The sequence below is a fragment of the Methylomarinovum tepidoasis genome, from assembly GCF_030294985.1.
Lineage (GTDB): Bacteria > Pseudomonadota > Gammaproteobacteria > Methylococcales > Methylothermaceae > Methylohalobius > Methylohalobius tepidoasis.
This window is the reverse complement of the sequence record NZ_AP024718.1, coordinates 635294-658504: the sequence shown is the minus strand read 5'-3', so window position 1 is coordinate 658504 and position 23211 is coordinate 635294. Positions and strand designations below refer to the sequence as shown.

Sequence of the window (23211 nt, the reverse complement as noted above, 5' to 3'; positions counted from 1 at the left end):
ACTATGGCCAGCGCTAACCAGTTGATCGCCTTATTGAAATCCCATCTAGAAGGGGATGATGAGCGGTTCTACTCCGTCGCCATGCAGCTGGCTGCCCACGAAGCAAAGATCGGCCACGGCAAATTGGCGGAGGAGCTGCGGGCGCTGGTGGGCCAGGCCAAAGCACGGCGCGGGCTGCCGCCCAAGGATACCGAAAAGGCCGTGCCCATTGGGCGGCCACGGGGCGAGCTGGCCGAGCTGCTGGGAGGCTCTTTCCCCAAGAACCGGTTGGGCGAGATGGTGCTGGATGGGAACCTCGAGTATCAGCTCAAGCGGGTGATTCGGGAGCAACGCCAAGCCGGGCGCTTGCTCTCTCATGGCCTTGCTCCCCGGCGTAAGCTGCTGCTGGTGGGGCCGCCGGGCACCGGCAAGACCCTGACGGCAGCGGTGCTGGCCGGTGAACTGGGGCTGCCGCTGTTTCAGGTGCGGCTGGACGGCCTGATCACCAAGTACATGGGCGAGACCGCCGCCAAGCTGCGCCAAGTGTTCGAAGCTACCGAGCGCACAAGGGGCGTCTATTTCTTCGACGAGTTCGATGCCATCGGTTCGCAGCGCGGCTTGGCCAACGACGTGGGCGAGGTGCGGCGCATTCTCAACAGCTTCCTGCAGATGATCGAGCAGGACGAGTCCCATAGCCTGATCGTGGCGGCCACCAATCACCCCGAGATACTCGACCAGGCTCTGTTCCGCCGCTTCGATGACATCCTGCACTATGGTCTGCCTGATGAGGTGCAGATCGCCGCCTTGCTGAAGGCCCGCCTGGGTCGCAAGGCGCGCAAAGGGGTGTCCTGGAAGCGGCTGGCCGCGAAAGCAAACGGACTGAGTTATGCCGAGATCGTGCGTGTCTGTGACGAGGCCCTGAAAGAGGCGGTGATCGATCAAAAGGAGTCTCTCGGCGAATCCGATATTCGGCGCGCCATAGAAGAACGCGCCTACGCCAAGGCGCATTTCGATAAACGAGCTGGCAGGGCCTGATCACTCATGGCAGAAGAAGTCTCTCAGCCCAAACGACACTTCATTCTCAGCGACACGGCCACCCCGGAGCCGTTTCGACGCCCGGGCGCTGGCGGCGGTGGCCAGGCAGTGCCACACCGAAACCGGCAAGCGCATGGCAGCGCACTACTGCAACAGGTCGAAGGGCTGAAGTCAGACCTGGAACAGGCCAAGACCATTCAGCAACAAAACGGAATGGAAGAAGGGTTCGGCTTGCAGATCGAATTCGAAAGCTTTCCAGACATCGAGCTGGCCTTCGAATCACTGGCCGCGGAGCGCTCAGGTATCGAGCTGCTGAATGTGCGGCATGAAGAGAACAAGACCTTGGCTTCTGTGTTTGTACCCGACGGTAAACTGCATATCCTTGAAAATAAGATCAAGGCTTATCTGGAAAAGGACACACCCAAGGGTGAACCAAAACACCAGAAGCTGATCGATGCCATCCGCAGCATACGGGTGGCCAGTATCCGTTCCCTTTGGACCGACGACCCCGAAGTCTTTCCCTCCGAACCCAACGAGGCCTTCTGGTGGGAAGTGTGGCTGCCGGTGCGCGGCGACCGGTTGAAAGTGGTCGAGCAGTTCAGGCAAATGGCCAAAGGGCTGGATTTTCGCGTGGCCGAAGGTTGGATCGAATTCCCGGAACGCACGGTTCTGTTGGTCTACGGCACCCTGGATCAGATGCAGCGTTCGGTGCTGACCTTGAACAGCATCGCCGAACTGCGACGTGCAAAGGAAACCGCCGATTTCTTCGATTCGCTGCCGCCGGAGGAGCAGCCGGAATGGGCAGATGAACTGCTTCAGCGCATGACACTACCAAACGAAGGGACGGCAGTGCCGCACGTCTGCTTGTTGGACACCGGCGTCAACATTGCGCATCCGCTGCTTGCTCCGGCCATTCGGGCAAAGGACACCCACACGGTGGATCCGGTCTGGGGAACCAATGACCAGGAAGGGCACGGCACCGAAATGGCGGGGCTGGCGCTATTGGGCAACCTGACGTCCCTTCTCGATGGTTCAGGACCTGTCGCGGTGGGTCACCGTTTGGAGTCGGTGAAACTGCTGCACCGCAATCACGGGAACACTAGCGATCCTGAGCACCACGGCTATCTCACCATTCAGGCGGTGAGCCACCCAGAGATCACCGCGCCCGAACGTCGACGGGTGTTCAGCATGGCGATCACGGCGCGGGATGCCAGGGACCGGGGCAGGCCTTCCGCCTGGTCGGCCACGCTGGATCGATTGGCGGTCGATTACGAAAACCAGGGTGAAACGCCAAGGTTGTTTGTGGTCGCTGCGGGCAATGTCGATGACCCCAATGCCTGGGCGGAGTATCCTGCCAGTAATACCTCGGATGGAATCCATGATCCAGGCCAGGCATGGAATGTGCTGACTGTGGGTGCCAGCACGGAGCTGGTGCATATCACCGAACCGGATACAGGTGATTATCAACCTGTCGCTCCGGCTGGTGGCTTAAGTCCTTTCAGCACGACGTCGCAAACTTGGCAAGGCCATTGGCCATTCAAGCCTGATGTGGTTTTTGAAGGGGGCAATGCCGCTAAGGATGAGACAGGTGCGGTGTGGATGCCCAGTCTCAGTCTGCTGACAACAAATGCGGACATAACCAGTCGGCTGTTCACGACAACCAATGCCACCAGTGCCGCCTCTGCACTGGCCGCCCGCATGACGGCGCAGCTGATGGCTGCCTATCCAGAGCTGCGGTCGGAGACGATCCGCGGCCTGATGGTCCATTCCGCAGAGTGGACGCCGGCCATGAAACAGCAGTTTCTTTCCAATCCGGCCAATCCCAGCAAGAGCGAGGTGGCGTGTCTGGTCCGTCACTGCGGCTTTGGGCAGCCGGATCTTTCCCGAGCATTATGGAGTGTCGAGAACTCGCTGACCCTGATCTGCGAGGACAGTCTGCAGCCGTTCATGCGGGAGCAGGGTAAAGAGCCAAAGCTCCGTGATATGAACCTGCATCGATTGCCCTGGCCCCTGGAGGAACTGGAAACGCTGGGTGAGACCGAGGTGGAAATGCGGGTCACGCTGTCCTACTTCATCGAGCCGAATCCCTCTGCGCGCGGTGTCAAATCCCGTTATCGCTATGAGTCACACGGGTTGCGTTTCGATGTGAAACGCCCGCACGAGTCGGATGAGGAGTTTCGTCATCGAGTAAATCTCGCCGCCAGAGACGCAGAAGAGGGCACCAGTGCCCATACCGGTAACGATCCACACTGGGTCTTGGGTACCCAAAATCGCCACCGGGGCAGCGTGCATTCTGACATTTGGAAAGGCCCTGCCGCTGATCTGGCCAGCCGGGGCGTGTTGGCGGTCTATCCGGTGAGTGGCTGGTGGAAGACTCGGCCAAGCTTGGAGCGATACAAGCAGCGGGCACCTTATTCGCTGCTGGTTTCCATTCGCGCACCACAAGTTAATATTGACCTCTATACCCCCATTGAGAGCCAGATCAAGATCGCCGTTGAGACCTGAATATATGTGATCCACTGATGTTACGCACTGTCATTTCAAACCGCTGCCCTTGTCATTTCGGGCGTAGCGAGAAATCTTGCGATTGAGCCCGATCGAAACCAAGACATGAAGATTTCTCCCTGCGGTCGAAATGACAGCCAGGGATTGTGTAAGTCCGTGCGCATCTGTCGGCAGCCGCGTACCATCAGTGATCCACATAATTATCCAGAATATGATGATTTGCAGATACTTCAATTTTCCTTGAGCGAGGCAAAACCACCATGGCCGCTCAAATCGAACTCCTTCCCTTCGCCGCCGGCGACCGCCCCGGTTTCCGGCTCCACCGCCTGGAGGTGTGCAACTGGGGCACCTTCCACGACAAGGTCTGGAAACTGGAACCGGCCGGGGCCGATCTGCTGCTCACCGGCGATATCGGTTCCGGCAAGTCCACCCTGGTGGACGCCCTGACCACCCTGCTGGTGCCGCCCCAGAAGCTGGCCTACAACCGTGCCGCCGGGGCCGAGGCCAGGGAGCGCGATTTCAGAAGCTACGTGCTCGGCTACTACAAGTCGGCCCGCAGCGAGGAGGAGACCGGGGCCAGAGGGGCCAAACCGGTTTCGCTGCGCGACGCCAGCTGCTACAGCGTCATTCTCGCCCACTTCCGCAGCGAGGATCTGGACCAGGATCTCACCCTGGCGCAGGTGTTCTGGTTCCGCGATCCGGCGGGCCAGCCGGCGCGTTTCTACGTCCTGGCCGAGCGGGCGCTCGCCATCGCCGAACATTTCGGCGGATTCGGCGGCGAGATCGGCCGTCTCAAAAAGCGCCTGCGCCAGTCCGGCTGCGAGCTGTTCGACAGCTTCAGCGCCTATGCCGGGGCCTTCCGCCGCCGCCTCGGCATCCCCTCGGAGCTGGCCCTGGAGCTGTTCCACCAGACCGTGTCGATGAAATCGGTGGGCAACCTGACCGGCTTCGTCCGTCGCCACATGCTGGAACCGCCCCAGGTGCAGCGCCGCATCGAAGCTTTGGTCGCCCACTTCGACGACCTCACCCGCGCCCACCAGGCCATCCTCAAGGCCCGGGACCAGATCGGGCGCCTCAAGCCCCTGGTGGCCGACTGCGACCGCCACCAGCAGCTGGAAGTTGAGGCCGACCGGCTGCGCCAGGCCCGCGAGGCGTTGGGTTTCCATTTCGCCGCCCTCAAGCGCGAGCTACTGGCGAAGCGCCTGGAGAAACTGGCGGGTGAACGCGACCGGTGCCAGCTGCAGCTGGCGGAGTTCGACCGCCGCCGCGGCGAATTGCAGGCCCGCCGCGACGAACTGCGCCAAGCCATTGCCGCGCAGGGCGGCGACCGGCTGGCGCGCCTGGAACACGACATCGGTCAGAAAGAGCGGGAATGCCAACAGCGCCGCAGGCAGTCCGAAAACTACGCCAAGCTGGCCGCCGCCCTAGGGCTGCCGTCCCGGCTGGATGCGGCTACTTTCGTCGCCAACCGCAAAGCCGTCGCGGCCGAACGCGAAGCGCTGGAGGACCGCCGCGCCGAATTGCAGAACCGCTATACCGACGCCAGCGTCGAATTCCGCCGTCTCAACGAACGACACCGGGAGCTGAGCGCGGAGATCGAATCCCTGGAACAGCGCCGCTCCAACATCCCGGCGCGGATGCAGCGGCTGCGTCAGGCGTTGTGCCAGGCACTGGAACTGGCCGAGGACGAACTGCCCTTCGCCGGCGAGCTGCTCCAGGTGCGCGAGGACGAGCGCGCCTGGGAGGGCGCCGCCGAGCGACTGCTGCACCAGTTCGGCCTTTCCCTGCTGGTGCCCGACGCCCATTATGCGGCGGTCAGCGCCTGGGTGGACCGCACCCACCTGGACGGGCGTCTGGTCTATTACCGGGTGCGGGAGCAGGTCGGCCCCCGCAAACGGACCCAGCCCGACAGCCTGGTGGACAAGCTGGAGATCAAGCCCGACTCGGCCTTCTACCCCTGGCTGGAGCGGGAACTGTCCCACCGCTTCGACTACCGCTGCTGCGACGATCTGGCGGACTTCCGCCGCGCCGACCGCGCCGTTACGGTCAGCGGCCAGATCAAAAGCGGCGGCGACCGCCACGAGAAGGACGACCGCCACCGCATCGGCGACCGCCGCCACTACGTCCTGGGCTGGAGCAACGCCGCCAAGCTCGCCGCCCTGCGTCAGGACCGTGAGGCCCTGGAAACCCAGATCCAGCAGACCGCCGACAATATCGCCGCCCTGGAGCGGGAACGGCGTGATCTGGAGACGCGCCAGGATGCCTTGACCCGGCTGGCCCAGTTTGACGACTTCCAGCTTCTGGACTGGCAGCCCCTGGCCCTGGAGCTCGAAGCGCTGCAACGCCAGTTCGAGGCCTTGAAGGCCGCCTCGGACGTGCTCCGCACCCTCCAGGCCCAGCTGGAAGCGCTGGAGGCGGAACTGAAGGCGGTGGAGAAGCAGCGCGACGACTGCCTTGGCGACATCCAGGCCAAGGCGGTGCAGATCGACCAGTGCCGGGCGCAGCTGGCCGAGTGCGAGACGCTGCTGGCCGACTGTCCTGCGGAAACCGAGGCCGCCCTGGCCGACCTGCGCCAGTGGCAGGCCGAGGCCCTTGGGGACGCCCGCCTGATCCTGGAAACCTGCGATGCCCGCGAGCGCGACTACCGCGCCTGGCTCGGGGCCGCCATCGACCGCCTCGACAAGCGGATCGGCCGCCTGCGCGAGCGCATCGTCCGCGCCATGACCGACTACCGCCACGCCTATCCCGCCGACACCCGGGAGGTGGACGCCGACCCGGCCGCCGCCGCCGACTACCGGGCCATGCTGGAAACCCTGGAGCGGGACGACCTGCCGCGCTTCGAGGCCCGCTTCCGCGCCCTGCTCAACGAGAACACCCTGCGCGAGGTGGCCAACTTCCAGGCCCATCTATACAAGGAGCGCCAGGCCATCCGCGAGCGCATCGACGCCATCAACCAGGCCCTCCACGGCATCGACTACAATCCCGGCCGCTACATCCGCCTCGAGGCCCGCGACAATGTCGATCCCGACATTCGCGATTTCCGCCGCGAGCTGCGCCTGTGCACCGAAGGGGCCCTCACCGCCGGCGATGATCCCGCCGAGGCCGAGGCGCGTTTCCTGCGGGTCAAGGCCCTGATCGAGCGCTTCCGTGGGCGTGAGGGCAGCGCCGAGAGCGACCGCCGTTGGACCGCCCAGGTCACCGACGTGCGCAACTGGTTCGTGTTCGCCGCCTCCGAGCGCTGGCGCGAGGACGACAGCGAACACGAGCACTACGCCGACTCCAGCGGCAAGTCCGGCGGCCAGAAGGAGAAGCTCGCCTACACCGTCCTCGCCGCCAGCCTCGCCTATCAGTTCGGCTTGGCCACCGATCCCCACCGCCCCCGCAGTTTCCGCCTGGTGGTCATCGACGAGGCCTTCGGCCGCGGCTCCGACGAGTCGGCCCGCTACGGCCTGGCGCTGTTCCAGCGCCTCGGGCTGCAGCTTTTGATCGTCACCCCGCTGCAGAAGATCCACGTCATCGAACCCTACGTGGCGGCGGTGGGTTTCGTCTTCAACCGCGAGGGCCGCCAGTCGCTGCTGCGCCAGCTGACGGTGGAGGCCTACCGGGCCGAGCGTGACGCTCGGCAATCGATAGGAGAATGACGGCAGCATCCTGGACCACCCCCGCCAATCTGCGCCAGCGCCTGCAAAAACGCTGGCGGCGGGGGGATTTTCTCGCCGGCGCGGTAGCCTTCCCCCTGCGCCTGCCCCTGAAAGGGCCGCCGGCGGCGGCGGTGACCGGACAGTTCGAGGCGGTGCGCGCCTGGGTGCGGGCTTGGCAGGCGCAGGAAGGGCGCCTGGAACTGGAATGGCGCAGCGTCCGTGCCGCCATCGGAAGCCAAAGGCTGCCGACGGCGGTGGTGTTCGCCGACCGGGTGCGGCTGCTCCGTTTCCTGGGGCGGCAGGCGGAGCAGGACACCCGCCGTTTCGAGGCTTTGAGGGCCGAAACCCTGGCGCGTTTCCCCGAGCTGGCCGACTGGCTCCAGCGCCATCCGTTCACCGTCCTCAAAGAGGCGGCGCACTGGGACAAAGTGCTCGCCGTCCTCGACTGGTTCAAGAGCCATCCCCGTAGCGGCCTGTACCTGCGCCAGCTCGACATCGCCGGAGCGGACACCAAGTTCATCGAATCCCGCAGGAAGCTGTTCATGGACCTGCTCGACCAGGTGCTGCTGTCGGAAGCCATCGACGAGCGCCATCGCGGCGCCGCCGCCTTCGAGGCCCGTTACGGCCTGCGTCCCAAGCCGGTCCTGCTCCGTTTCCGGTTGCTGGATCCGGCTTTGTATTTGCACGGCCTGTCCGATCTGTCCGTGCCCCTGGCGGAATTCGCCCGGCTGGAACTTCGGGCGGAACGGATATTCGTCACCGAGAACGAGGTCAACTTCCTCGCCTTCCCGCCGGTCGCGCGGGGGCTGGTGATCTTTGGTCGCGGCTTCAACGTCGCGGTGCTGGGGGAAATCCCCTGGCTGCGGCGGCGGGACCTCTTCTACTGGGGCGACATTGACACCCACGGTTTTGCCATCCTCAACCGGCTGCGCGCCCACCTGCCCCAGGTCCACAGCCTGCTCATGGATCGCGCCACCCTGCTGGCCTACCGCCACGCCTGGGTGGAAGAACTGAGCCCGACGGCAGCGGCGCTGGCGCGGCTGACGCCGGAGGAATGCGCCCTTTACGAAGATCTGCGCCGCGACCGCCTCGGCAAACGGGTGCGGCTGGAGCAGGAGCGGGTGGGGTACGGTTGGGTTCGGCGTTATCTTGAAGGACTCTGACGGCTAGGTTGAATCTGCCCGGTAGATGTCAAGCCCCGTGAGATTATGTACACGTTTTTTGAAGAGTTCCGGTCGTTTCTTCTGCCAGTCTTTGAGGGCCTGTACTGGTGAGATGTGTCCCAGGGCCTTCTGGGGGATCTGATGGTTGTAGACACTGGCATACTGCATCAAGGTCCGTTCCAGATCCTGGCTGCTTTGGAAGCGGGTGGTTTTGAGGATCTCGGCGATCCGACCGTTGAAACGTTCGACCATGCCGTTGGTCTGCGGGCGTTTGGGTGGGATGAGGCGGTGCTCGATGCCATGGCGTTGGCAGCCCTGGTCGAAAAGGTGACGGCCGGTCGGTTCGCGCTCCCCGGTGGCGCAGAAGCGGTCGGTGAACTCTTTGCCGTTGTCGGTCAGGACCTTGGTGATTTTGAAGGGAGCCTTGGCGATCAGGCGGTTCAGGAAGCCGGCAGCGACCTTGGCTTCCTTGGTGGGATGGATCTCCAGGTAGACCCAACGACTGGCCCGGTCGATGGCGACGAAGAGGTAACGGCCCCGGCTCTCATCGGGCATCTTGGGCAGGTACTTGATGTCGATGTGGACAAACCCGGGCTCGTAGTCCTTGAAACCCTTCTTTTTGCCCTTGGAGGGGGCATCTTCCCCTTCCCGGGCGGCGATCAGGGCCTTGAGATTGGAGACCCCATGGCGGCGCAGCAGCCGGTCCAGAGCCGAGCGGGACATCTCGGGATAGATGAAGCGATGAACGACCGCCAGCAGGTCATCCAGGGGCAACAGCAGGGTTTCGCGCAGACAGACGACGATCGCTTCCTGCTGCGGGGTCAGGGTGGCATGGATGCGATGGGGCCGGTGCGAGGCGTCCTCGACCGAATCGCGCTGGCGCCACTTGCGGATGGTGTGACGATGAACGCCGTATTTCTTGGCCAGGACCGTGGCCGGCAGATCGGAATTCTGGATCTCCCGGCGGATCTCAGGGGTGGTGCGGGCTTTCTTGTGAAGACGGATGACCATGGCTTCCTCCTTCTCCGTCAAACTTGAACCTTCTTTCCGGCCTGAGCCTCTGCCATCAGCTCGTTCAGAACATCCCAGGCACGGAACAAAGGATAGCTCCTTTTGGGGATATGATCACACGGGACCCAACAGGTAGAGATTCTATGATTGCAGATAGATAGTATCGTGTGGATGTGGGTTATATGACTCCTATCCAGGAGTTTCCAAAGAAATTTTATATAACTCACGGGGCTTGATGATCAGGATTATCTATGGGGAAGCTAATGCGCCAGGATAAAGCTATAGAGTTGTTTGAAGTGGCAAGAGCATACTGTGAAGATAAATACCCAGATTTAATTGAGTGGGCTTCTTCAATAGATAGTCAAACATTTAGAAACTTGAGATTCAAAAGATTTTTATCTGAGTATTGTTGGGTTGTTTATACGAGTGGTTTTAGTGCAGACGTTCTGGACGGTAGGTTTGAAAGCTTAGCTCGCGCTTTCAAGAATTTTGACCCCGATAGATTATATAGGATGCGTTCTATTAAGCCAGTACTGCGAGTTTTTAATAATGAGAGAAAGGCAAGAAATTTTTTATCCGGGGCTAAGATGGTATATGAAGAGGGATTTTCTAATTTTAAGAAGCGTCTAAAGGAAGAAGGTGTTGATATCTTAGAACATCTTCCTGGCATAGGAAAGATAACCAAGTACCATTTGGCTAAAAATATAGGTCTATTGGATTCTGCAAAACCGGATGTTTGGTTGGAGCGCGCAGCTAGAAATTGTGATACGACAGTAAATGAATTAGTGGGTTTTTTAAGTGAAAGATATAATCTTTCAAGACATGTGGTGGATATTATTATTTGGCGGTTTTCTGCTGATAAAGGGTTGAAAATAATAAACAATTGAATAAAGAGGGAATGCAAAAACCATAAAATAAATTATGTAAAGATCGCATGAAAAATAAAAAACCTCTTACAAGAGATCCTAACACATTCAAGTCGCATATAGAACATCTGCTTAGTGCTATTTATTGTTTTCTGGCCGACCTTGATTCTAAGTCGGATGACTCGGAACCCAAGGTCGGTTTCGAATTGTCAGGACAGTACGAACGCCCTACCGAGCTGATGCAAACGCTGCTCGATATGGTGAAGGTCCAATATGAACCGGTGACTCTGGGAACATATTTCCTAAATTCAAATCCGGATTTCTTCTTTGATGGAATCCCTTCCATGCCTTTCGGATTGGCTTATGTTTCTTGTCTCAGTGAAGTAGGGCAATCTTTTCCGGATTTTTGGGAAACCACCGTTTTGCCCCATATTAAAGACTGTGGTTATGATGTCGCCGCATTTCAATCTGCCTATTATGTGATTTCAACCGATATTGCTGGCCTTGACGTCGAACTGTTTACAACGGTTTTGGATACAGTGGGTGCCGGTTTTTCCCTCCAGGAAGCCATAGATCTGTTTCGTTCCCAAATCCAGGCTGATGTTTCTCCACCGGTCAAAAGCGTTCATGCTGGATTCTGTATGGACCCAGTATTGGAAAACCGCTTTCGTCTTTCCCTGTGGGGATTCGTGCCGTATAAGCACCAACTTAAACACATAAAGCATTGATTTGTAGGTTGATTTGTAGGGAAGGTTCTGTATCCAGCGCGGATTGTCGTCACTCATGGACAAGTCGTTACTATGACACCCGTCTGGCAAACCAGGAAACGGAGAGGTTCGCCAACATCGGTTAAACTTGGCGCCGTCCACCGCAACCAGGAGCCCCGATGTCCGAACCCCGCTATCTCAACCGTGAGCTGAGCCTGCTGGCCTTCCATCGCCGGGTGCTGGCGATGGCCGAGGATGAGTCCCTGCCGCTGCTGGAGCGGCTGCGCTTTCTGTGTATCTCCAGCTCCAATCTGGACGAGTTCTTCGAGGTGCGGGTGGCCGCGGTGAAGCAGAAGATCGCGCTCAAGGTGCGCGAAACCGGGGTGGACAAGGCCGATCCGGTCGCCTTGCTGCAAGCATTGCGCTCCCGGGTGCGGGCGATGATCGACGACCAGTATCGCCTACTCAATGCGGATTTGATTCCAGCCCTGGCCGGCGAGGACATTTACTTCCTCCGCCGGGACCACTGGAACGAGCGGCAGCGCGCCTGGCTGGCCGATTACATGCGCCAGTGGGTGCTGCCGGTGGTGACGCCCCTGAGCATCGATCCGGCCCATCCGTTCCCGCGCATCGCCAACAAGAACCTGCATTTCATCGTCAGCCTCCACGGCAAGGACGCCTTCGGGCGCAGCCACCGCTACGCTTTGATTCCCATTCCCCGCACCCTGCCGCGGCTGGTGAAGCTGCCTGACGAGGTGGCCGAAGAGGGCATCGCCTTCGTGTTCCTGTCCTCGGTGATCCACGCCTTCGTCGGCGAGCTGTTTCCAGGGCTGACGGTGGAAGGCTGCTATCAGTTCCGCGTCACCCGCGACACCGAGCTTTACATCGACGAGGAGGAAATGGAGGACCTCAAGCGCGAGCTCCAGGGACGGCTGGAACAGCAGCGCCGCTTCGGCCGTGCGGTGCGCCTGGAGGTGGCGGACAACTGCCCCGAGGCCGTGGCGGAATACCTGTGCCGTCAGCTGCAGGTGGAAGCGGAAGACCTGTACCGGGTCAACGGGCCGGTCAATCTGCACCGGCTCGAATCGGTCTATGACGAGGTTCCCCGTCCCGATCTCAAGTTTCCCGATTTCACCCCGGCGCTGCCGGCGCGATTGGAAGACGAGGAGGATTATTTCGCCGTCCTGCGCCGCGGCGAGGTGCTGCTGCACCATCCTTACGACGCCTTCACCCCAGTGGTGGATCTGCTGCGCCAGGCCGCCGCCGATCCGGACGTGCTCGCCATCCGCCAGACCCTGTACCGCACCGCCTCACGCTCGGCCATCGCCGACGCCCTGGTGCAGGCGGCCGGGAACGGCAAGGAGGTGACCGCGGTGATCGAGCTGCGGGCCCGCTTCGACGAGGCCGACAACATCCGTCTCGCCGAACGCCTGTATCAGGCCGGTGTCCACGTGGTTTACGGAGTGGTGGGTTACAAGACCCACGCCAAGATGCTGCTGATCGTGCGCCGCGAAGGGGAGGGGGTACGCCGTTACATCCATTTGGGCACCGGCAACTATCACGAGATCACCGCCCGTTTCTACACCGACATCGGCCTGCTCAGCGCCGATCCGGTGCTGGCCGAGGACGTGCAGCGGGTGTTTCTCCAGCTCACCGGTCTGGGCCACGCGGTGGCGCTCAACAAGCTGGTCCAGGCGCCTTTCGGCCTCCACCGCTTCCTCCTCGACCGCATCCAACAGGAAACGGATCTGGCGCGCCAAGGCCGCAAGGGGCGCATCATCGCGCGCATGAACGGTCTGGAGGACCCGGAGCTCATCGACGCCCTCTACGCCGCCTCTCAGGCGGGGGTGCGCATCGACCTCATCGTCCGTGGCATCTGTTGCCTGCGGCCCGGCGTCGAGGGACTGTCGGAGAACATCCGGGTGCGCTCGGTCCTCGGCCGCTTCCTGGAGCACAGCCGGGTGTTTTACTTCGGCAACGACGGCGATCCGGTGGTGTACGGCTCCAGCGCCGACTGGCTGATCCGCAACCTGCACCGCCGGGTCGAGGTTGCCTTCCCCATCCAGCCCCGCCCCCTCAAGCGCCAGGCGATCCGCGAGGCGCTGCGCTATTACCTGCGTGACACCGCCGGCGCCTGGGAGCTGCGTTCCGATGGCGAATACCGCCGGGTGCGGCGCCGGGGCAGGCCGTTCTCAGCCCAGGCGCAGCTGCTGGCGGATCGGCAGGGTCAGTGAATCACGATTTTCGGAAACGGCCGTTTCAGGCCGGCGGCGCTGTCCAGCCCCAGGGCGCCGTCGAGTCTGGCGCCGTGCAGATCCGCCCCGGTGAAGTCGGCGTTGTCCAGGTGGGCCTCGCGCAGGTCGGCATTTTGGAGGCGGGCCTGGCGCAGGCTGGCGCCGGAAAGATCGGCGCGGAATAGATCGATGTTTTCCATTCCGGCCTTGTCGAGTCTGGCGAAGCGCAGCAGGACGCGGTTGAAGTCGGCGTTTTTGAGATTGGCGCCGGTGAAATCCGCCTTGTTGCAGCTGGCGCGCATCAGGCCCATGCTCTGGTTTTTCATGTCGGCACCCCAGTAGGCGTTTTCGAGGTCCGCCTCCACCAGCTTGGCCCGGTCCAGGGTGGCCACGACCCGGGTGTTCCTCAGGTTGGCCCCGGTAAGATCGGCGTCGATCATGATGACGCCGAAGATGCTCGCCCCCTCCAGATTGGCGCCCACCAGCTTGGTCCCGCGCATCACCGTCAGATCCAGGTTCTGGCCCTGGAGGTTGGCGTGGGACAGATCGGCGTAACGCAGATCGGCCCCCCACAGATCGGCATGGCGTAGATCCAGGCTGGAAAGATCGACATTCTTCAGATCCTTGCGCCGCAGGTCCGCCGGTCTGTCGGGCGTGGCCTGGCGCAGCAGGGCGATGACCTGCTGGCGGGTCAGATCGGCGGCCGGCAGCGCCGGGCTCAGCACGGCGAGCAGCAACAGGAACAATGGCCAGATGCGCATAACGGACTCCTTCAGTCGGAAATTGGCTTCGGTTTCGGGATTGATAGCCCATCGGCAGGTGACATGCAAGCGCAATCGGTGCGGGGTAGAATGGATTTCCGTTTCATTGCCTCACGGTTGCATCATGACCGGCTGGCTCGCCCACAAGATCGATCAGACCCAGACGGTGTTCGTCAGCCTGCTGCGCCTGTGGACCATCCCCATCGTTCTGGGGCTGAGTCTGGCATCCGGGTTCACCACCTATTACGGCATGGCGGGGTTCATCACCCCCTGGATCGCCTTCATCATCACCGTGGCGGTGCAGTCCATCGTCGTCATCTGTTCCCTGGAGCTGGCCTCGGTGCATTGGCGCGCCGATCCCCTGCGGGCCCTGGCGATCGGCCTGTCGCTGCTTATCGCCCTGGCGGTGTCGGTTTCCTTCTCCTACTTCAAATTTTACGAGATCGCCCATCAGAGCCGTCTCCGCACCGAACGCCTCGATCAGGTGCGGCGCCAGGTGGAGGACTGGCTGGCGGGATTGCAGCAGGCTTCGGGAGCCCTGCTGGAGAAACAGCGCCAGGCCGTGGCCCGGGCGGAGGAGGAAGCGCGGGCGGCCTATTTCGGCACCCACCCGGTGATCCCGCCGCGCTACCGGGGGCTCGTCGGCAAGGGACCGTTCTGGCGTCAGTATCAGGCGGCGGCCGACCGCCAGCAGGCGCGGCTGCAATCGTTGCAGCAGGCGCTGGAGCCGGTTCAGGCTGCCATCGTCCGGTTACAGACGCTGCTCGGCCGGCTCGACGGTGACCGTCCCGACCGGAATGTTTACCGCCAGGTGATGGACCGGCTGCACCAGTTGCAGGTGCGGTTCAACGCCGTCTCCGCCCGTTTCGGCGGCCGGACCCTGGCCGAACCGCATCTGCCGCCCTTCAGCCGCATCACGGAGAAGCCGCAGCCGTCGCTGGCGATGTGGCAGTCGTTTTCCTGGTTCGCGTTTCTGTGCGCGGCGATGGTGGACCTGTTCACCGTGCTGTTGTCCTACCGGCTGGAATTGAGCGTGCCGGCGCCCATGAGCGAGGACGAGAAGCATCTGGCGCTGCGCCTCCTGACCCAGTTCCGCGGCTTTCGAATCAACCGCAACGGGGAGCTGGAGCTGGATCTGCGCCAGGATCCGGTCGCCCGGGCGCGCCGGATCGACGACGGCCCGCGGCTGTTCGCCATCGGCCTGCTGCTCCAGCGCGGACTGCTGCGGCGAGTGGACCGTCAGCGGGTGGAGTTCGCTCCGGGGCTGTATTCGCTGCTGGCGGAAGAGCTGTCCCGCCACCTGAAGAAACACCGCCACAAGGAGAAAGCGGATACCGGGGAGCCTTCATGAGCGATTGGTTCGATCAGCTGACGCGGGAAGACCCGGAGCCGGCGGTATGGGAGCCGGATTTCGAACCCGGCCGTTGTCTGGTCCGGGTGCGGGTCGGTCCCTGGGAGCGGCTGTATCTGCGGCCGCCCGGATTCCGCCCGCGCTTCTATCACCGCCTTCAGCCGCTGCCGGTATGCCGCTGGTCCACCGCGTTCGAACATGCGCTGTACGACGGTTTGTGCCGCCTGGGGGTGCGGCTGACGCTGCATTATCAGGTCACGCTCGAATACGTGCGCCGTCATCCCGAATTTCTGGCGGCGCCGGATGCCCATGTCCCGGAGCAGCTGATGACGCTCGTCACCGACGTGGTCGAGCGTGAGGTTTTCGCCCTGGAGGCGCAGGAATGGCTGGGGGAGGCGCCGGGCAAGGCCGCCGGAGCCATCGCCGCCGCCGTCAACGAAACCCTGACCCGCCATCATCTTCAGTGCCGCGCCCTGTGCCGCCTGCAACTGCGGTTCACCGAGGACGTGCCGGCTCAGACGGGAATGCTGTACGAGCGGGTCTGCCAGATACTGCATCAGCGCCGTCTGGCCGCCCAGCGGCAACACGACGCCCGGCGCCAGGCTCTGGAAGAGGCGCGTCTGGAGCACGAACGAAACGTGTGGCAGCTGCGGCGGGAGGCGGAACAGGCGCGGACCGCGGCCGAAACCGAGGACAGCCGCCGCGCCTGGGAGGCGGAACTGGCCCTGCGGGCCGAGCGCCAGCGCCGGGAGGCGGAACTGGAGCAGGAACGTCTGGCCCGTCAGGCCCGTCTCAGAGAAGCGGCCGAGGCACGGCGGGAGGCCGAGGTGGCGGCGATGCGCGATCCCGAAACCGCTCAGGCGGAAGATCGCCCCGATCCCCTCGGCGGCCTTTCCGGGCGCGAGAAGGATCAGCTGCTGTGGTCCCTGGAAGCCTATCTGGGGCGGCATCAGGGGCCGTTGTACGGCGGTGATCTGGTGGTGCGCGACGGTCCCGCCGCCATCCGCCTCTGGCCTCGCAATCTGGCCCGGTGGCTGACGCGCTGGCGCGACCGCTTCGGTCACTGGCTCGGCTGAGTGGGTATAATGAAGCGATTTGACCAACCGTGACGAGAGACTATGGCAGGACACAGCAAATGGGCGAACATTCGCCATCGCAAGAGCGCGCAGGACGCCAAGCGCGGCAAGATCTTCACCAAGCTGATCCGCGAGCTGACCGTGGCCGCCCGCATGGGCGGGGGCGATCCGGCCAACAATCCGCGCCTTCGCGCCGCCATCGACAAGGCCCTGTCCCACAACATGCCCAAGGACACCATCCAGCGGGCCATCAACAAGGGCACCGGCGCCGGTGACGACAGCAACTACGAAGAGGTCCGCTACGAGGGTTACGGGCCCGGCGGGGTGGCGGTGATGGTCGATTGCCTGACCGACAACCGCAACCGCACCGTGGCCGAGGTGCGCCACGCCTTTACCAAGGCGGGCGGCAATCTGGGCACCGACGGTTCGGTGGCTTATCTGTTCAGCAAGGCCGGGGTGATCAACTTTCCCGCCGGCAGCGACGAGGACGCCATCATGGAAGCGGCGCTGGAGGCCGGGGCCGAGGATGTCATCACCCACGACGATGGTAGCATCGAAGTGTTGACCGCGCCGGAAGACTTCGAGGCGGTCAAAAAAGCCTTGGAAAACGCCGGTCTGAAGCCGGAGTCGGCGGAAGTGACCATGCGCGCCAGCACCACCGTTCACCTCGATGCCGGGGATGCGGAGAAGATGATCCGCCTGCTGGAGCGGCTGGAGGATCTGGACGACGTGCAGCAGGTCTATTCCAACGCCGACATCAGCGAGGACGTGCTGGAAAAGATCGCCTAGATGGTACGGATTCTCGGCGTCGATCCCGGCTCCCGGATCACCGGCTACGGCATCGTCGACGCCGAAGGCGCCCGGCTGCGATTGGTGGCGGCCGGCTGTGTGACCACAGCAGCCAGGCATTTTCCCGCCCGCCTCAAGGCGATCTACGACGGCATCCTGGAGGTGGTGGAGACCTGGCGGCCGGAGGTGGTGGCGGTGGAGCAGGTCTTCATGCACAAGAACGCCGATTCCGCCCTGAAGCTGGGCCAGGCCCGCGGGGCGGCCATTTGCGCCGGTCTGGCAAGGAGCCTGCCGGTGCACGAATACGCCACCCGCCAGGTCAAGCAGGCGGTGGTGGGCAGGGGCGGGGCGGACAAGCAGCAGGTGCAGTACATGGTGAAGCTGCTGCTCAACTTCCGCGGCGAACTGGCCCTGGACGCCAGCGACGCTCTGGCCGTGGCTCTGTGCCACGCCCATTATCAACAGACCCGGCAGCGGCTGGCGGTGTCGGAACGATGAGGAAAGGCGGAGGGAATGTCCAGCTTCCGGGACGCTGCCAGTACGTCCCTGTAAGCTCGATACCCGGCCATCCAGGCCGGGTACGCCCTGCAGCTGGACATCCCCTCCGCCTTTTTTGGAGCCCATCCCCATGATCGGTTTCCTCCGTGGCCGTCTGGCCCTCAAGCAACCGCCCTCCCTGCTGCTCGACGTGGGCGGCGTGGGTTACGAGGTGGACGCCCCCATGTCCACTTTCTACCAGTTGCCGGAAACCGGCGAAGAGGTGATGCTCTACACCCATCTGGTGGTGCGCGAGGAGGCCCACACCCTGTTCGGTTTCGCCACCGAGGCCGAACGTGCCCTGTTCCGCGCCCTGATCCGGGTCAACGGCGTGGGTGCCAAGATGGCCCTGGCGATCCTCTCCGGTTTGAGCTGCGAGGACTTCCACCGCTGCATCGAATTCGGCGACGCCGCCACCCTCCAGCGCCTTCCCGGCATCGGCAAGAAGACCGCCGAGCGCCTCATCGTCGAAATGCGCGACCGCCTCCCGCAACCGTCCGACGCCATCGTCACCCTGCCCGCCGGCACAGCCGCCGATCCGGTGGCCGAGGCCATCGAGGCGCTGGTGGCCCTCGGCTTCAAACCTGCCGAAGCCGGGCGGTTGCTGAAGCAGGTGGCAGGCGAGGCCGATTCGGTGGAGGAACTGATCCGGTTGGCGTTGAAGCAGGTGGGGAGCCGATGACCGCGGAGCGCCTCGTCACCCCCGTCCAAAGCCGCGACGAGGCTGCCCTCGACCGTGCCATCCGCCCCCGCCGGCTGGAAGACTACATCGGCCAGCCCCAGCTCAAGGAGCAGCTGGCGATCTTCATCGAGGCCGCCCGGGGGCGCGGCGAGGCCCTCGACCACGTGCTGATCTTCGGCCCGCCGGGGCTGGGCAAGACCACCCTGGCCCACATCATCGCCGCCGAGATGGGGGTCAACCTGCGCCAGACCTCCGGGCCGGTGCTGGAGAAACCCGGCGATCTGGCCGCCATTCTCACCAACCTGGAATCCCACGACGTGCTGTTCATCGACGAGATCCACCGCCTCAGCCCGGTGGTGGAGGAAGTGCTGTATCCGGCGATGGAGGACTTCCAGCTCGACATCGTCATCGGCGAGGGCCCGGCGGCCCGTTCCATCAAGCTGGATCTGCCGCCCTTCACCCTGGTGGGCGCCACCACTCGCGCCGGATTGCTGACCTCGCCCCTGCGCGACCGCTTCGGCATCGTCCAGCGTCTGGAGTTCTATTCGGTCGCCGATCTGGGCAGAATCGTCACCCGTTCCGCCCGCATCCTGGGGTTGGAGATCGACGCGGGCGGCGCCGAGGAGATCGCCCGCCGTGCCCGCGGCACGCCCCGCATCGCCAACCGCCTGCTGCGGCGGGTGCGCGACTACGCCCAGGTGAAAAGCGACGGCCGGGTCAGCCGCGAGATCGCCGCCGCCGCCCTGGAAATGCTCAAGGTCGATCCCTGCGGCTTCGATCCCCTCGACCGCCAGCTCCTCAAGACCCTGATCGGCAAGTTCGACGGCGGCCCCGTCGGCCTCGACAGCCTCGCCGCCGCCATCGGCGAGGAACGCGGCACCATCGAGGACGTGCTCGAACCCTACCTGATCCAGCAGGGTTACCTGATGCGCACCCCCCGCGGGCGCATGGCGACCCCCCGGGCGTATCTGCATTTCGGCCTGACGCCGCCGGAAAACACGACGCCGGATTTGTTCGACACCCCCTGAAAATGACCTGTCTCGGGAGGCAACATGGCGAAAACCAACAACGGCGCCAACCTGGGCTTCGAAAGTAAGCTGTGGGAGTGGAGTTACCCCGCTTCAGTGGACAGTTCCACATTCGGTTCGGGGGCTCGGTGGTAAATCCTGCTTCACCAGGTCCGGCGCCGGCCGGCCTCGTTGCGATCAGCCTGCCTGACCCAGTTGCGGATGTTTTCCGCCGTCGGTTCAAATTGGCGGGCCAGCGACTCCGGCGTCCGTCCAGCCCGCACCAGCTCGACCATCTGTTGCCGGAACTCCGGCGGATACGGTTTTCTCATCTTGCCCATTTCCAGACACCTCCTCTCGAATCTTCAGGTGTCCGCGAAAACGAACGGGGCAACTCCACTGCCATCATGCCCGGACTGACGGTCGTCACCTGGAATGCCAGAGACTTCCGGGGATTGCCGGTACCGGTGATCGATCCCTGGCGTGGCTGATCGTCCTAGCCTGCAGCTTGGCAATTGCGCCGTCTCAGGGTATATTTCCCCGTCGGAACGGATTGTTTCAAGGCCATGAACATTCAAGATAGAAAATCCAAGACCATTCCCTTCCCGTCCCCCGGTTTCCGTTCCTGCCGGCTAGCGGTACTGCGTCTGCCCCGTTAGGGGCATGAACCATCATCCTCCATTCCGTACCCGCAGTCACCGCGACACTTTTCAGGAGCCAGCAGCATGAACAAAGACCCGTTGATAATCTTCGACACCACCCTGCGCGACGGCGAGCAGAGTCCGGGCGCTTCCATGAACCGTGAGGAGAAGGTCCGCATCGCCAAGGCCCTCGAGCGCCTGCGGGTGGACGTGATCGAAGCCGGTTTCCCCGCCGCCAGCCCCGGCGATTTCGAGGCGGTGCAGGCGGTGGCAAGCGCCGTGGACGACTGTCGCGTTTGCGGTTTGGCCCGGGCGCTGGAGCAGGACATCGACCGCGCCGGCGAAGCCCTGAAGGCTGCCAGGCAGCCGCGCATCCATACCTTCATCGCCACCTCGCCGATCCACATGGAGCGCAAGCTGCGCATGACCCCGGACCAGGTGGTGGAACGGGCGGTGGCGGCGGTCAAACACGCCCGCCGCTACACCGACGACGTGGAATTTTCCCCCGAGGACGCCGGCCGCAGCGAGGAGGATTTTCTCTGCCGCGTCATCGAGGCGGTGATCGCCGCCGGGGCTACCACCATCAACATCCCCGATACCGTCGGTTATACCCTGCCGCACGAGTTCGGCGCTCTGATCGCCCGCTTGATCGAGCGCATCCCCAATGCCGACCGGGCCGTCTTTTCGGTCCACTGCCACAACGACCTGGGGCTGGCGGTGGCCAATTCCCTGGCGGCGGTTCTGGGGGGCGCCCGTCAGGTGGAATGCACCATCAACGGCCTGGGGGAACGGGCCGGCAATGCGGCGCTGGAGGAGGTGGTGATGGCGGTGCGCACCCGCCAGGACGTGTTCCCCTGCGACACCCGCATCAACACTCGTGAAATCGTGCCCTGTTCCAAGCTGGTGGCCTCGATCACCGGTTTTCCGGTGCAGCCCAACAAGGCCATCGTCGGCGCCAATGCCTTCGCCCACGAGTCCGGCATCCATCAGGACGGTGTCCTCAAGCACCGCGAGACCTACGAGATCATGCGCGCCGAGGACGTGGGTTGGAAAGCCAACCGCATGGTGCTGGGCAAGCATTCGGGACGCAACGCCTTCCGCACCCGCATGAAGGAGCTGGGCATCGAATTCGACACCGAGGAAGCCCTCAATGAAGCCTTCGCCCGCTTCAAGGATCTGGCGGACAAGAAACACGAGATCTTCGACGAGGACCTACAGGCGCTGATCTCCGAACAGATCCTCGACGCCGAGGCGGAACGGGTGAAGCTGATCGCCCTGCACGTCTGCGCCGACACCGGGGAAACCCCCAGGGCGAAGGTGGTCCTCAAGGTCGACGGTGAGGAAAAGACCGGTGAGGCCGAGGGCAGCGGGGTGGTGGACGCCACCTTCAAGGCGATCGAGTCGGTTCTGAACACCGGCGCGACCTTGCTGCTGTATTCGGTCAACGCCATCACCACCGGCACCGACGCCCAGGGGGAGGTGACCGTGCGTCTGGAGAAGGCCGGCCGTATCGTCAACGGCCAGGGGGCCGACACCGACATCGTCATCGCCTCGGCCAAGGCCTACGTCCATGCGGTCAACCGTCTGCTGAGCCCCGAGGCCCGCAAACATCCGCAGGCGGCGGACGTCTGAGACGGCGGTGGACCCGGTGCGGCTCAGATACCTGCAGGCGATGGGCATCGAGGCATGGGAGTTGCGCCAGCCCGTGGGCGAGGCCGATTCGAACGCCGCCCCGGCGGACGAGGACGAACTGTGGCGTCGGTTGATCGACGAGATCGCCCGCTGCACCGCCTGCGACCTGCACAAGACCCGCACCCACACCGTCCCCGGCACCGGCGACCGCCACGCCGACTGGATGCTCATCGGTGAGGGGCCGGGAGAGCAGGAAGACCTGAAGGGCGAGCCCTTCGTCGGCCGCGCCGGCAAGCTGCTCGACGAGATGATCCGGGCTCTGGGTTACCGGCGCGAGCAGGTGTATCTCTGTAATGTCGTGAAATGCCGCCCTCCCGGCAACCGCGATCCCAGGCCGGAGGAGGTGGCCGCCTGTGAGCCGTTCCTGCAGCGCCAGATCGCCTTGGTCCGGCCCAGAATCATCCTGGCGGTGGGGCGGATCGCCGCCCAGGCCCTGCTCAGGACCAAGGCACCGCTGGCGCGTCTCAGGGGCAAGGTGCACGATTACGACGGCATTCCCCTGATCGTGATCTATCATCCGGCCTATCTGCTGCGCAACCCGGCGGCCAAGCGCCAGGCGTGGGAGGATCTGAAATTCGCTTGGCGGGTCTATCACCAACGACTCCAGGAGACCGATGGATAAACTCACCAGCATGAAGGTGTTCGCCAGGGTGGCCAAGCACGGCAGCTTCGCCGCCGCCGCCAAGGAACTGGGCATCTCCCGGGCGATGGCCACCAAGCATGTGATGCACCTGGAAAACAGCTTGGGGGTGCGGTTGCTCAACCGCACCACCCGCAAGATCAGCCTCACCGAGGCGGGTGCCGCCTATCTGGAACGCTGCCAGCAGATTCTCGAGGACATCGAGGAAACCGAGCTGGCGGTGAGCCAGCTCCACACCGAGCCCCAGGGCCTGCTGCGCATCTCCACGCCGCCTTTTTTCGGCACCTTCCATCTAGCCCCCACCATCGCCGCCTACCTGAAACAGTATCCCAAGGTGCGGGTCGATCTGGTGGTGCGCGGTGGCCTGGTGGACGTGGTGGCGGAAGGACTGGATCTGGCGATCCGGCTGGGGGAGCAGCCTGATTCCAGTCTCATCGCCCGGCGGCTCGCCAGTTCGCCGCGGGTGGTGTGCGGCGCTCCGGAATACTTCAAAAAACACGGTTGGCCGCGTCATCCCCATGACCTCAGACAGCACAACTGCCTCGTCAACTGGGGTTTCGAGCCTCACGACTATTGGCGTTTCACCGATCCTGACGGTGAAACCATCACCGTCAAGGTCGCCGGCAATCTTCAAGCCAATACCGCCGATCCTCTGCGCCTGGCGGCGATCCACGGCCTGGGGCTGGTAGTGCTGCCCACCTACATCGTCGGCCAGGATCTGGAGAAGAAGCGCTTGGAGACGGTATTGGAAGATTACGAAATGGCGCCGATGGATATCTACGCGGTCTATCCTCACCGCCGCCATCTGTCGGCCAAGGTGCGCACTTTTCTTGATTTTCTCGCCGAACGGTTGCACCCTGTGCCCTATTGGGAAAAGTGGCGCGCGGCCTGAAT

Annotated in this window: 18 protein-coding genes and 1 pseudogene; 16 read left to right on the top strand and 3 right to left on the bottom strand. The window is 63.3% G+C overall.

Annotated features, from left to right (window positions below):
- Positions 1-3: 3 nt before the first annotated feature.
- The 4 genes from MIN45_RS03265 (at position 4) to MIN45_RS03250 (ending at position 8323) form a co-directional block, all read left to right on the top strand.
- Positions 4-1014: an AAA family ATPase gene (locus tag MIN45_RS03265; protein ID WP_286293356.1), complete on the top strand. Its 1011-nt coding sequence runs from the start codon at positions 4-6 to the stop codon at positions 1012-1014.
- Between the two features lie 6 nt (positions 1015-1020).
- Entirely contained in the window at positions 1021-3519 is a 2499-nt protein-coding gene (locus MIN45_RS03260) for a S8 family peptidase (RefSeq protein ID WP_286293355.1), read from the top strand.
- A 260-nt stretch (positions 3520-3779) separates the two neighbouring features.
- Positions 3780-7160, top strand: coding sequence for an ATP-binding protein (locus MIN45_RS03255; RefSeq protein WP_286293354.1), 3381 nt, complete (start codon positions 3780-3782; stop codon positions 7158-7160).
- Positions 7157-8323 carry a Wadjet anti-phage system protein JetD domain-containing protein gene (locus MIN45_RS03250; protein WP_286293351.1) on the top strand — a complete coding sequence of 389 codons (1167 nt, stop codon included), beginning with the start codon at positions 7157-7159 and terminating at the stop codon, positions 8321-8323. Before MIN45_RS03255 ends, MIN45_RS03250 begins: the two co-directional genes overlap by 4 nt.
- Positions 8324-8326: 3 nt before the next feature.
- Here MIN45_RS03250 and MIN45_RS03245 read toward each other — a convergent pair whose 3' ends face one another.
- The gene (locus tag MIN45_RS03245; protein WP_286293349.1) at positions 8327-9334 is read right to left on the bottom strand and encodes an IS481 family transposase; all 1008 of its coding nucleotides are present in this window, start codon (positions 9332-9334) and stop codon (positions 8327-8329) included.
- Between the two features lie 263 nt (positions 9335-9597).
- On the opposite strand from MIN45_RS03245, the gene MIN45_RS03240 reads away from it, so the two are divergent.
- From MIN45_RS03240 to ppk1, 3 genes are all read left to right on the top strand, one after another.
- Positions 9598-10221, top strand: a complete 624-nt coding sequence (locus MIN45_RS03240; RefSeq protein WP_286293347.1) for a hypothetical protein — start codon at positions 9598-9600, stop codon at positions 10219-10221.
- 47 nt (positions 10222-10268) lie between these two features.
- Positions 10269-10928, top strand: a complete 660-nt coding sequence (locus MIN45_RS03235) for a hypothetical protein (RefSeq protein ID WP_286293345.1) — start codon at positions 10269-10271, stop codon at positions 10926-10928.
- Positions 10929-11086: 158 nt separating this feature from the next.
- The gene (gene ppk1, locus MIN45_RS03230; RefSeq protein ID WP_286293344.1) at positions 11087-13141 is read left to right on the top strand and encodes a polyphosphate kinase 1; all 2055 of its coding nucleotides are present in this window, start codon (positions 11087-11089) and stop codon (positions 13139-13141) included.
- Here ppk1 and MIN45_RS03225 read toward each other — a convergent pair.
- Complete coding sequence (locus MIN45_RS03225; protein WP_286293343.1) at positions 13135-13902, bottom strand: pentapeptide repeat-containing protein; 768 nt, start codon at positions 13900-13902, stop codon at positions 13135-13137. The genes ppk1 and MIN45_RS03225 overlap by 7 nt on opposite strands.
- A gap of 124 nt (positions 13903-14026) precedes the next feature.
- Here MIN45_RS03225 and MIN45_RS03220 point away from each other — a divergent pair, with 124 nt between their 5' ends.
- The 6 genes from MIN45_RS03220 to ruvB all read left to right on the top strand — a co-directional run bounded on the left by MIN45_RS03220 (position 14027) and on the right by ruvB (position 19365).
- The gene (locus MIN45_RS03220; RefSeq protein WP_286293342.1) at positions 14027-15253 is read left to right on the top strand and encodes a hypothetical protein; all 1227 of its coding nucleotides are present in this window, start codon (positions 14027-14029) and stop codon (positions 15251-15253) included.
- The gene (locus tag MIN45_RS03215) at positions 15250-16329 is read left to right on the top strand and encodes a hypothetical protein (RefSeq protein ID WP_286293341.1); all 1080 of its coding nucleotides are present in this window, start codon (positions 15250-15252) and stop codon (positions 16327-16329) included. Before MIN45_RS03220 ends, MIN45_RS03215 begins: the two co-directional genes overlap by 4 nt.
- Before the next feature lie 42 nt (positions 16330-16371).
- Positions 16372-17118, top strand: coding sequence for a YebC/PmpR family DNA-binding transcriptional regulator (locus tag MIN45_RS03210; RefSeq protein WP_286293340.1), 747 nt, complete (start codon positions 16372-16374; stop codon positions 17116-17118).
- The gene (gene ruvC / locus MIN45_RS03205) at positions 17119-17616 is read left to right on the top strand and encodes a crossover junction endodeoxyribonuclease RuvC (protein ID WP_286293339.1); all 498 of its coding nucleotides are present in this window, start codon (positions 17119-17121) and stop codon (positions 17614-17616) included.
- Positions 17617-17746: 130 nt separating this feature from the next.
- Positions 17747-18337 carry a Holliday junction branch migration protein RuvA gene (gene ruvA / locus MIN45_RS03200; protein WP_286293338.1) on the top strand — a complete coding sequence of 197 codons (591 nt, stop codon included), beginning with the start codon at positions 17747-17749 and terminating at the stop codon, positions 18335-18337.
- The gene (gene ruvB, locus MIN45_RS03195) at positions 18334-19365 is read left to right on the top strand and encodes a Holliday junction branch migration DNA helicase RuvB (protein WP_286293335.1); all 1032 of its coding nucleotides are present in this window, start codon (positions 18334-18336) and stop codon (positions 19363-19365) included. The genes ruvA and ruvB overlap by 4 nt, the downstream gene beginning before the upstream one ends.
- A gap of 164 nt (positions 19366-19529) precedes the next feature.
- On the opposite strand, the pseudogene MIN45_RS03190 reads toward ruvB, so the two are convergent.
- A pseudogene (locus MIN45_RS03190) lies at positions 19530-19685 on the bottom strand (transposase); the annotation flags it as partial.
- A 384-nt stretch (positions 19686-20069) separates the two neighbouring features.
- Between MIN45_RS03190 and MIN45_RS03185 the strand changes: the two are divergent.
- Genes MIN45_RS03185 through MIN45_RS03175 form a run of 3 tightly spaced genes read left to right on the top strand, consistent with a single transcriptional unit; the run spans position 20070 to position 23209 of the window.
- The gene (locus MIN45_RS03185) at positions 20070-21617 is read left to right on the top strand and encodes a 2-isopropylmalate synthase (RefSeq protein ID WP_286293333.1); all 1548 of its coding nucleotides are present in this window, start codon (positions 20070-20072) and stop codon (positions 21615-21617) included.
- A 16-nt stretch (positions 21618-21633) separates the two neighbouring features.
- On the top strand, positions 21634-22299 hold the full coding sequence (locus tag MIN45_RS03180) for a uracil-DNA glycosylase (protein ID WP_422732670.1): 666 nt from the start codon (positions 21634-21636) through the stop codon (positions 22297-22299).
- On the top strand, positions 22292-23209 hold the full coding sequence (locus MIN45_RS03175; RefSeq protein ID WP_286293332.1) for a LysR family transcriptional regulator: 918 nt from the start codon (positions 22292-22294) through the stop codon (positions 23207-23209). Before MIN45_RS03180 ends, MIN45_RS03175 begins: the two co-directional genes overlap by 8 nt.
- Positions 23210-23211 lie beyond the last annotated feature (2 nt).

What these genes read in the sequence shown, in the direction of transcription:
- MIN45_RS03225 (WP_286293343.1), bottom strand. Translation starts at nt 13,902, where the DNA reads ATGCGCATCTGGCCATTGTTCCTGTTGCTGCTCGCCGTGCTGAGCCCG.
- MIN45_RS03175 (WP_286293332.1), top strand. Translation starts at nt 22,292, where the DNA reads ATGGATAAACTCACCAGCATGAAGGTGTTCGCCAGGGTGGCCAAGCAC.
- MIN45_RS03265 (WP_286293356.1), top strand. Translation starts at nt 4, where the DNA reads ATGGCCAGCGCTAACCAGTTGATCGCCTTATTGAAATCCCATCTAGAA.
- MIN45_RS03235 (WP_286293345.1), top strand. Translation starts at nt 10,269, where the DNA reads ATGAAAAATAAAAAACCTCTTACAAGAGATCCTAACACATTCAAGTCG.
- MIN45_RS03185 (WP_286293333.1), top strand. Translation starts at nt 20,070, where the DNA reads ATGAACAAAGACCCGTTGATAATCTTCGACACCACCCTGCGCGACGGC.
- MIN45_RS03260 (WP_286293355.1), top strand. Translation starts at nt 1,021, where the DNA reads ATGGCAGAAGAAGTCTCTCAGCCCAAACGACACTTCATTCTCAGCGAC.
- MIN45_RS03215 (WP_286293341.1), top strand. Translation starts at nt 15,250, where the DNA reads ATGAGCGATTGGTTCGATCAGCTGACGCGGGAAGACCCGGAGCCGGCG.
- ruvC (WP_286293339.1), top strand. Translation starts at nt 17,119, where the DNA reads ATGGTACGGATTCTCGGCGTCGATCCCGGCTCCCGGATCACCGGCTAC.
- MIN45_RS03250 (WP_286293351.1), top strand. Translation starts at nt 7,157, where the DNA reads ATGACGGCAGCATCCTGGACCACCCCCGCCAATCTGCGCCAGCGCCTG.
- MIN45_RS03220 (WP_286293342.1), top strand. Translation starts at nt 14,027, where the DNA reads ATGACCGGCTGGCTCGCCCACAAGATCGATCAGACCCAGACGGTGTTC.
- MIN45_RS03210 (WP_286293340.1), top strand. Translation starts at nt 16,372, where the DNA reads ATGGCAGGACACAGCAAATGGGCGAACATTCGCCATCGCAAGAGCGCG.
- MIN45_RS03255 (WP_286293354.1), top strand. Translation starts at nt 3,780, where the DNA reads ATGGCCGCTCAAATCGAACTCCTTCCCTTCGCCGCCGGCGACCGCCCC.
- MIN45_RS03240 (WP_286293347.1), top strand. Translation starts at nt 9,598, where the DNA reads ATGCGCCAGGATAAAGCTATAGAGTTGTTTGAAGTGGCAAGAGCATAC.
- ruvA (WP_286293338.1), top strand. Translation starts at nt 17,747, where the DNA reads ATGATCGGTTTCCTCCGTGGCCGTCTGGCCCTCAAGCAACCGCCCTCC.
- ppk1 (WP_286293344.1), top strand. Translation starts at nt 11,087, where the DNA reads ATGTCCGAACCCCGCTATCTCAACCGTGAGCTGAGCCTGCTGGCCTTC.
- MIN45_RS03245 (WP_286293349.1), bottom strand. Translation starts at nt 9,334, where the DNA reads ATGGTCATCCGTCTTCACAAGAAAGCCCGCACCACCCCTGAGATCCGC.
- ruvB (WP_286293335.1), top strand. Translation starts at nt 18,334, where the DNA reads ATGACCGCGGAGCGCCTCGTCACCCCCGTCCAAAGCCGCGACGAGGCT.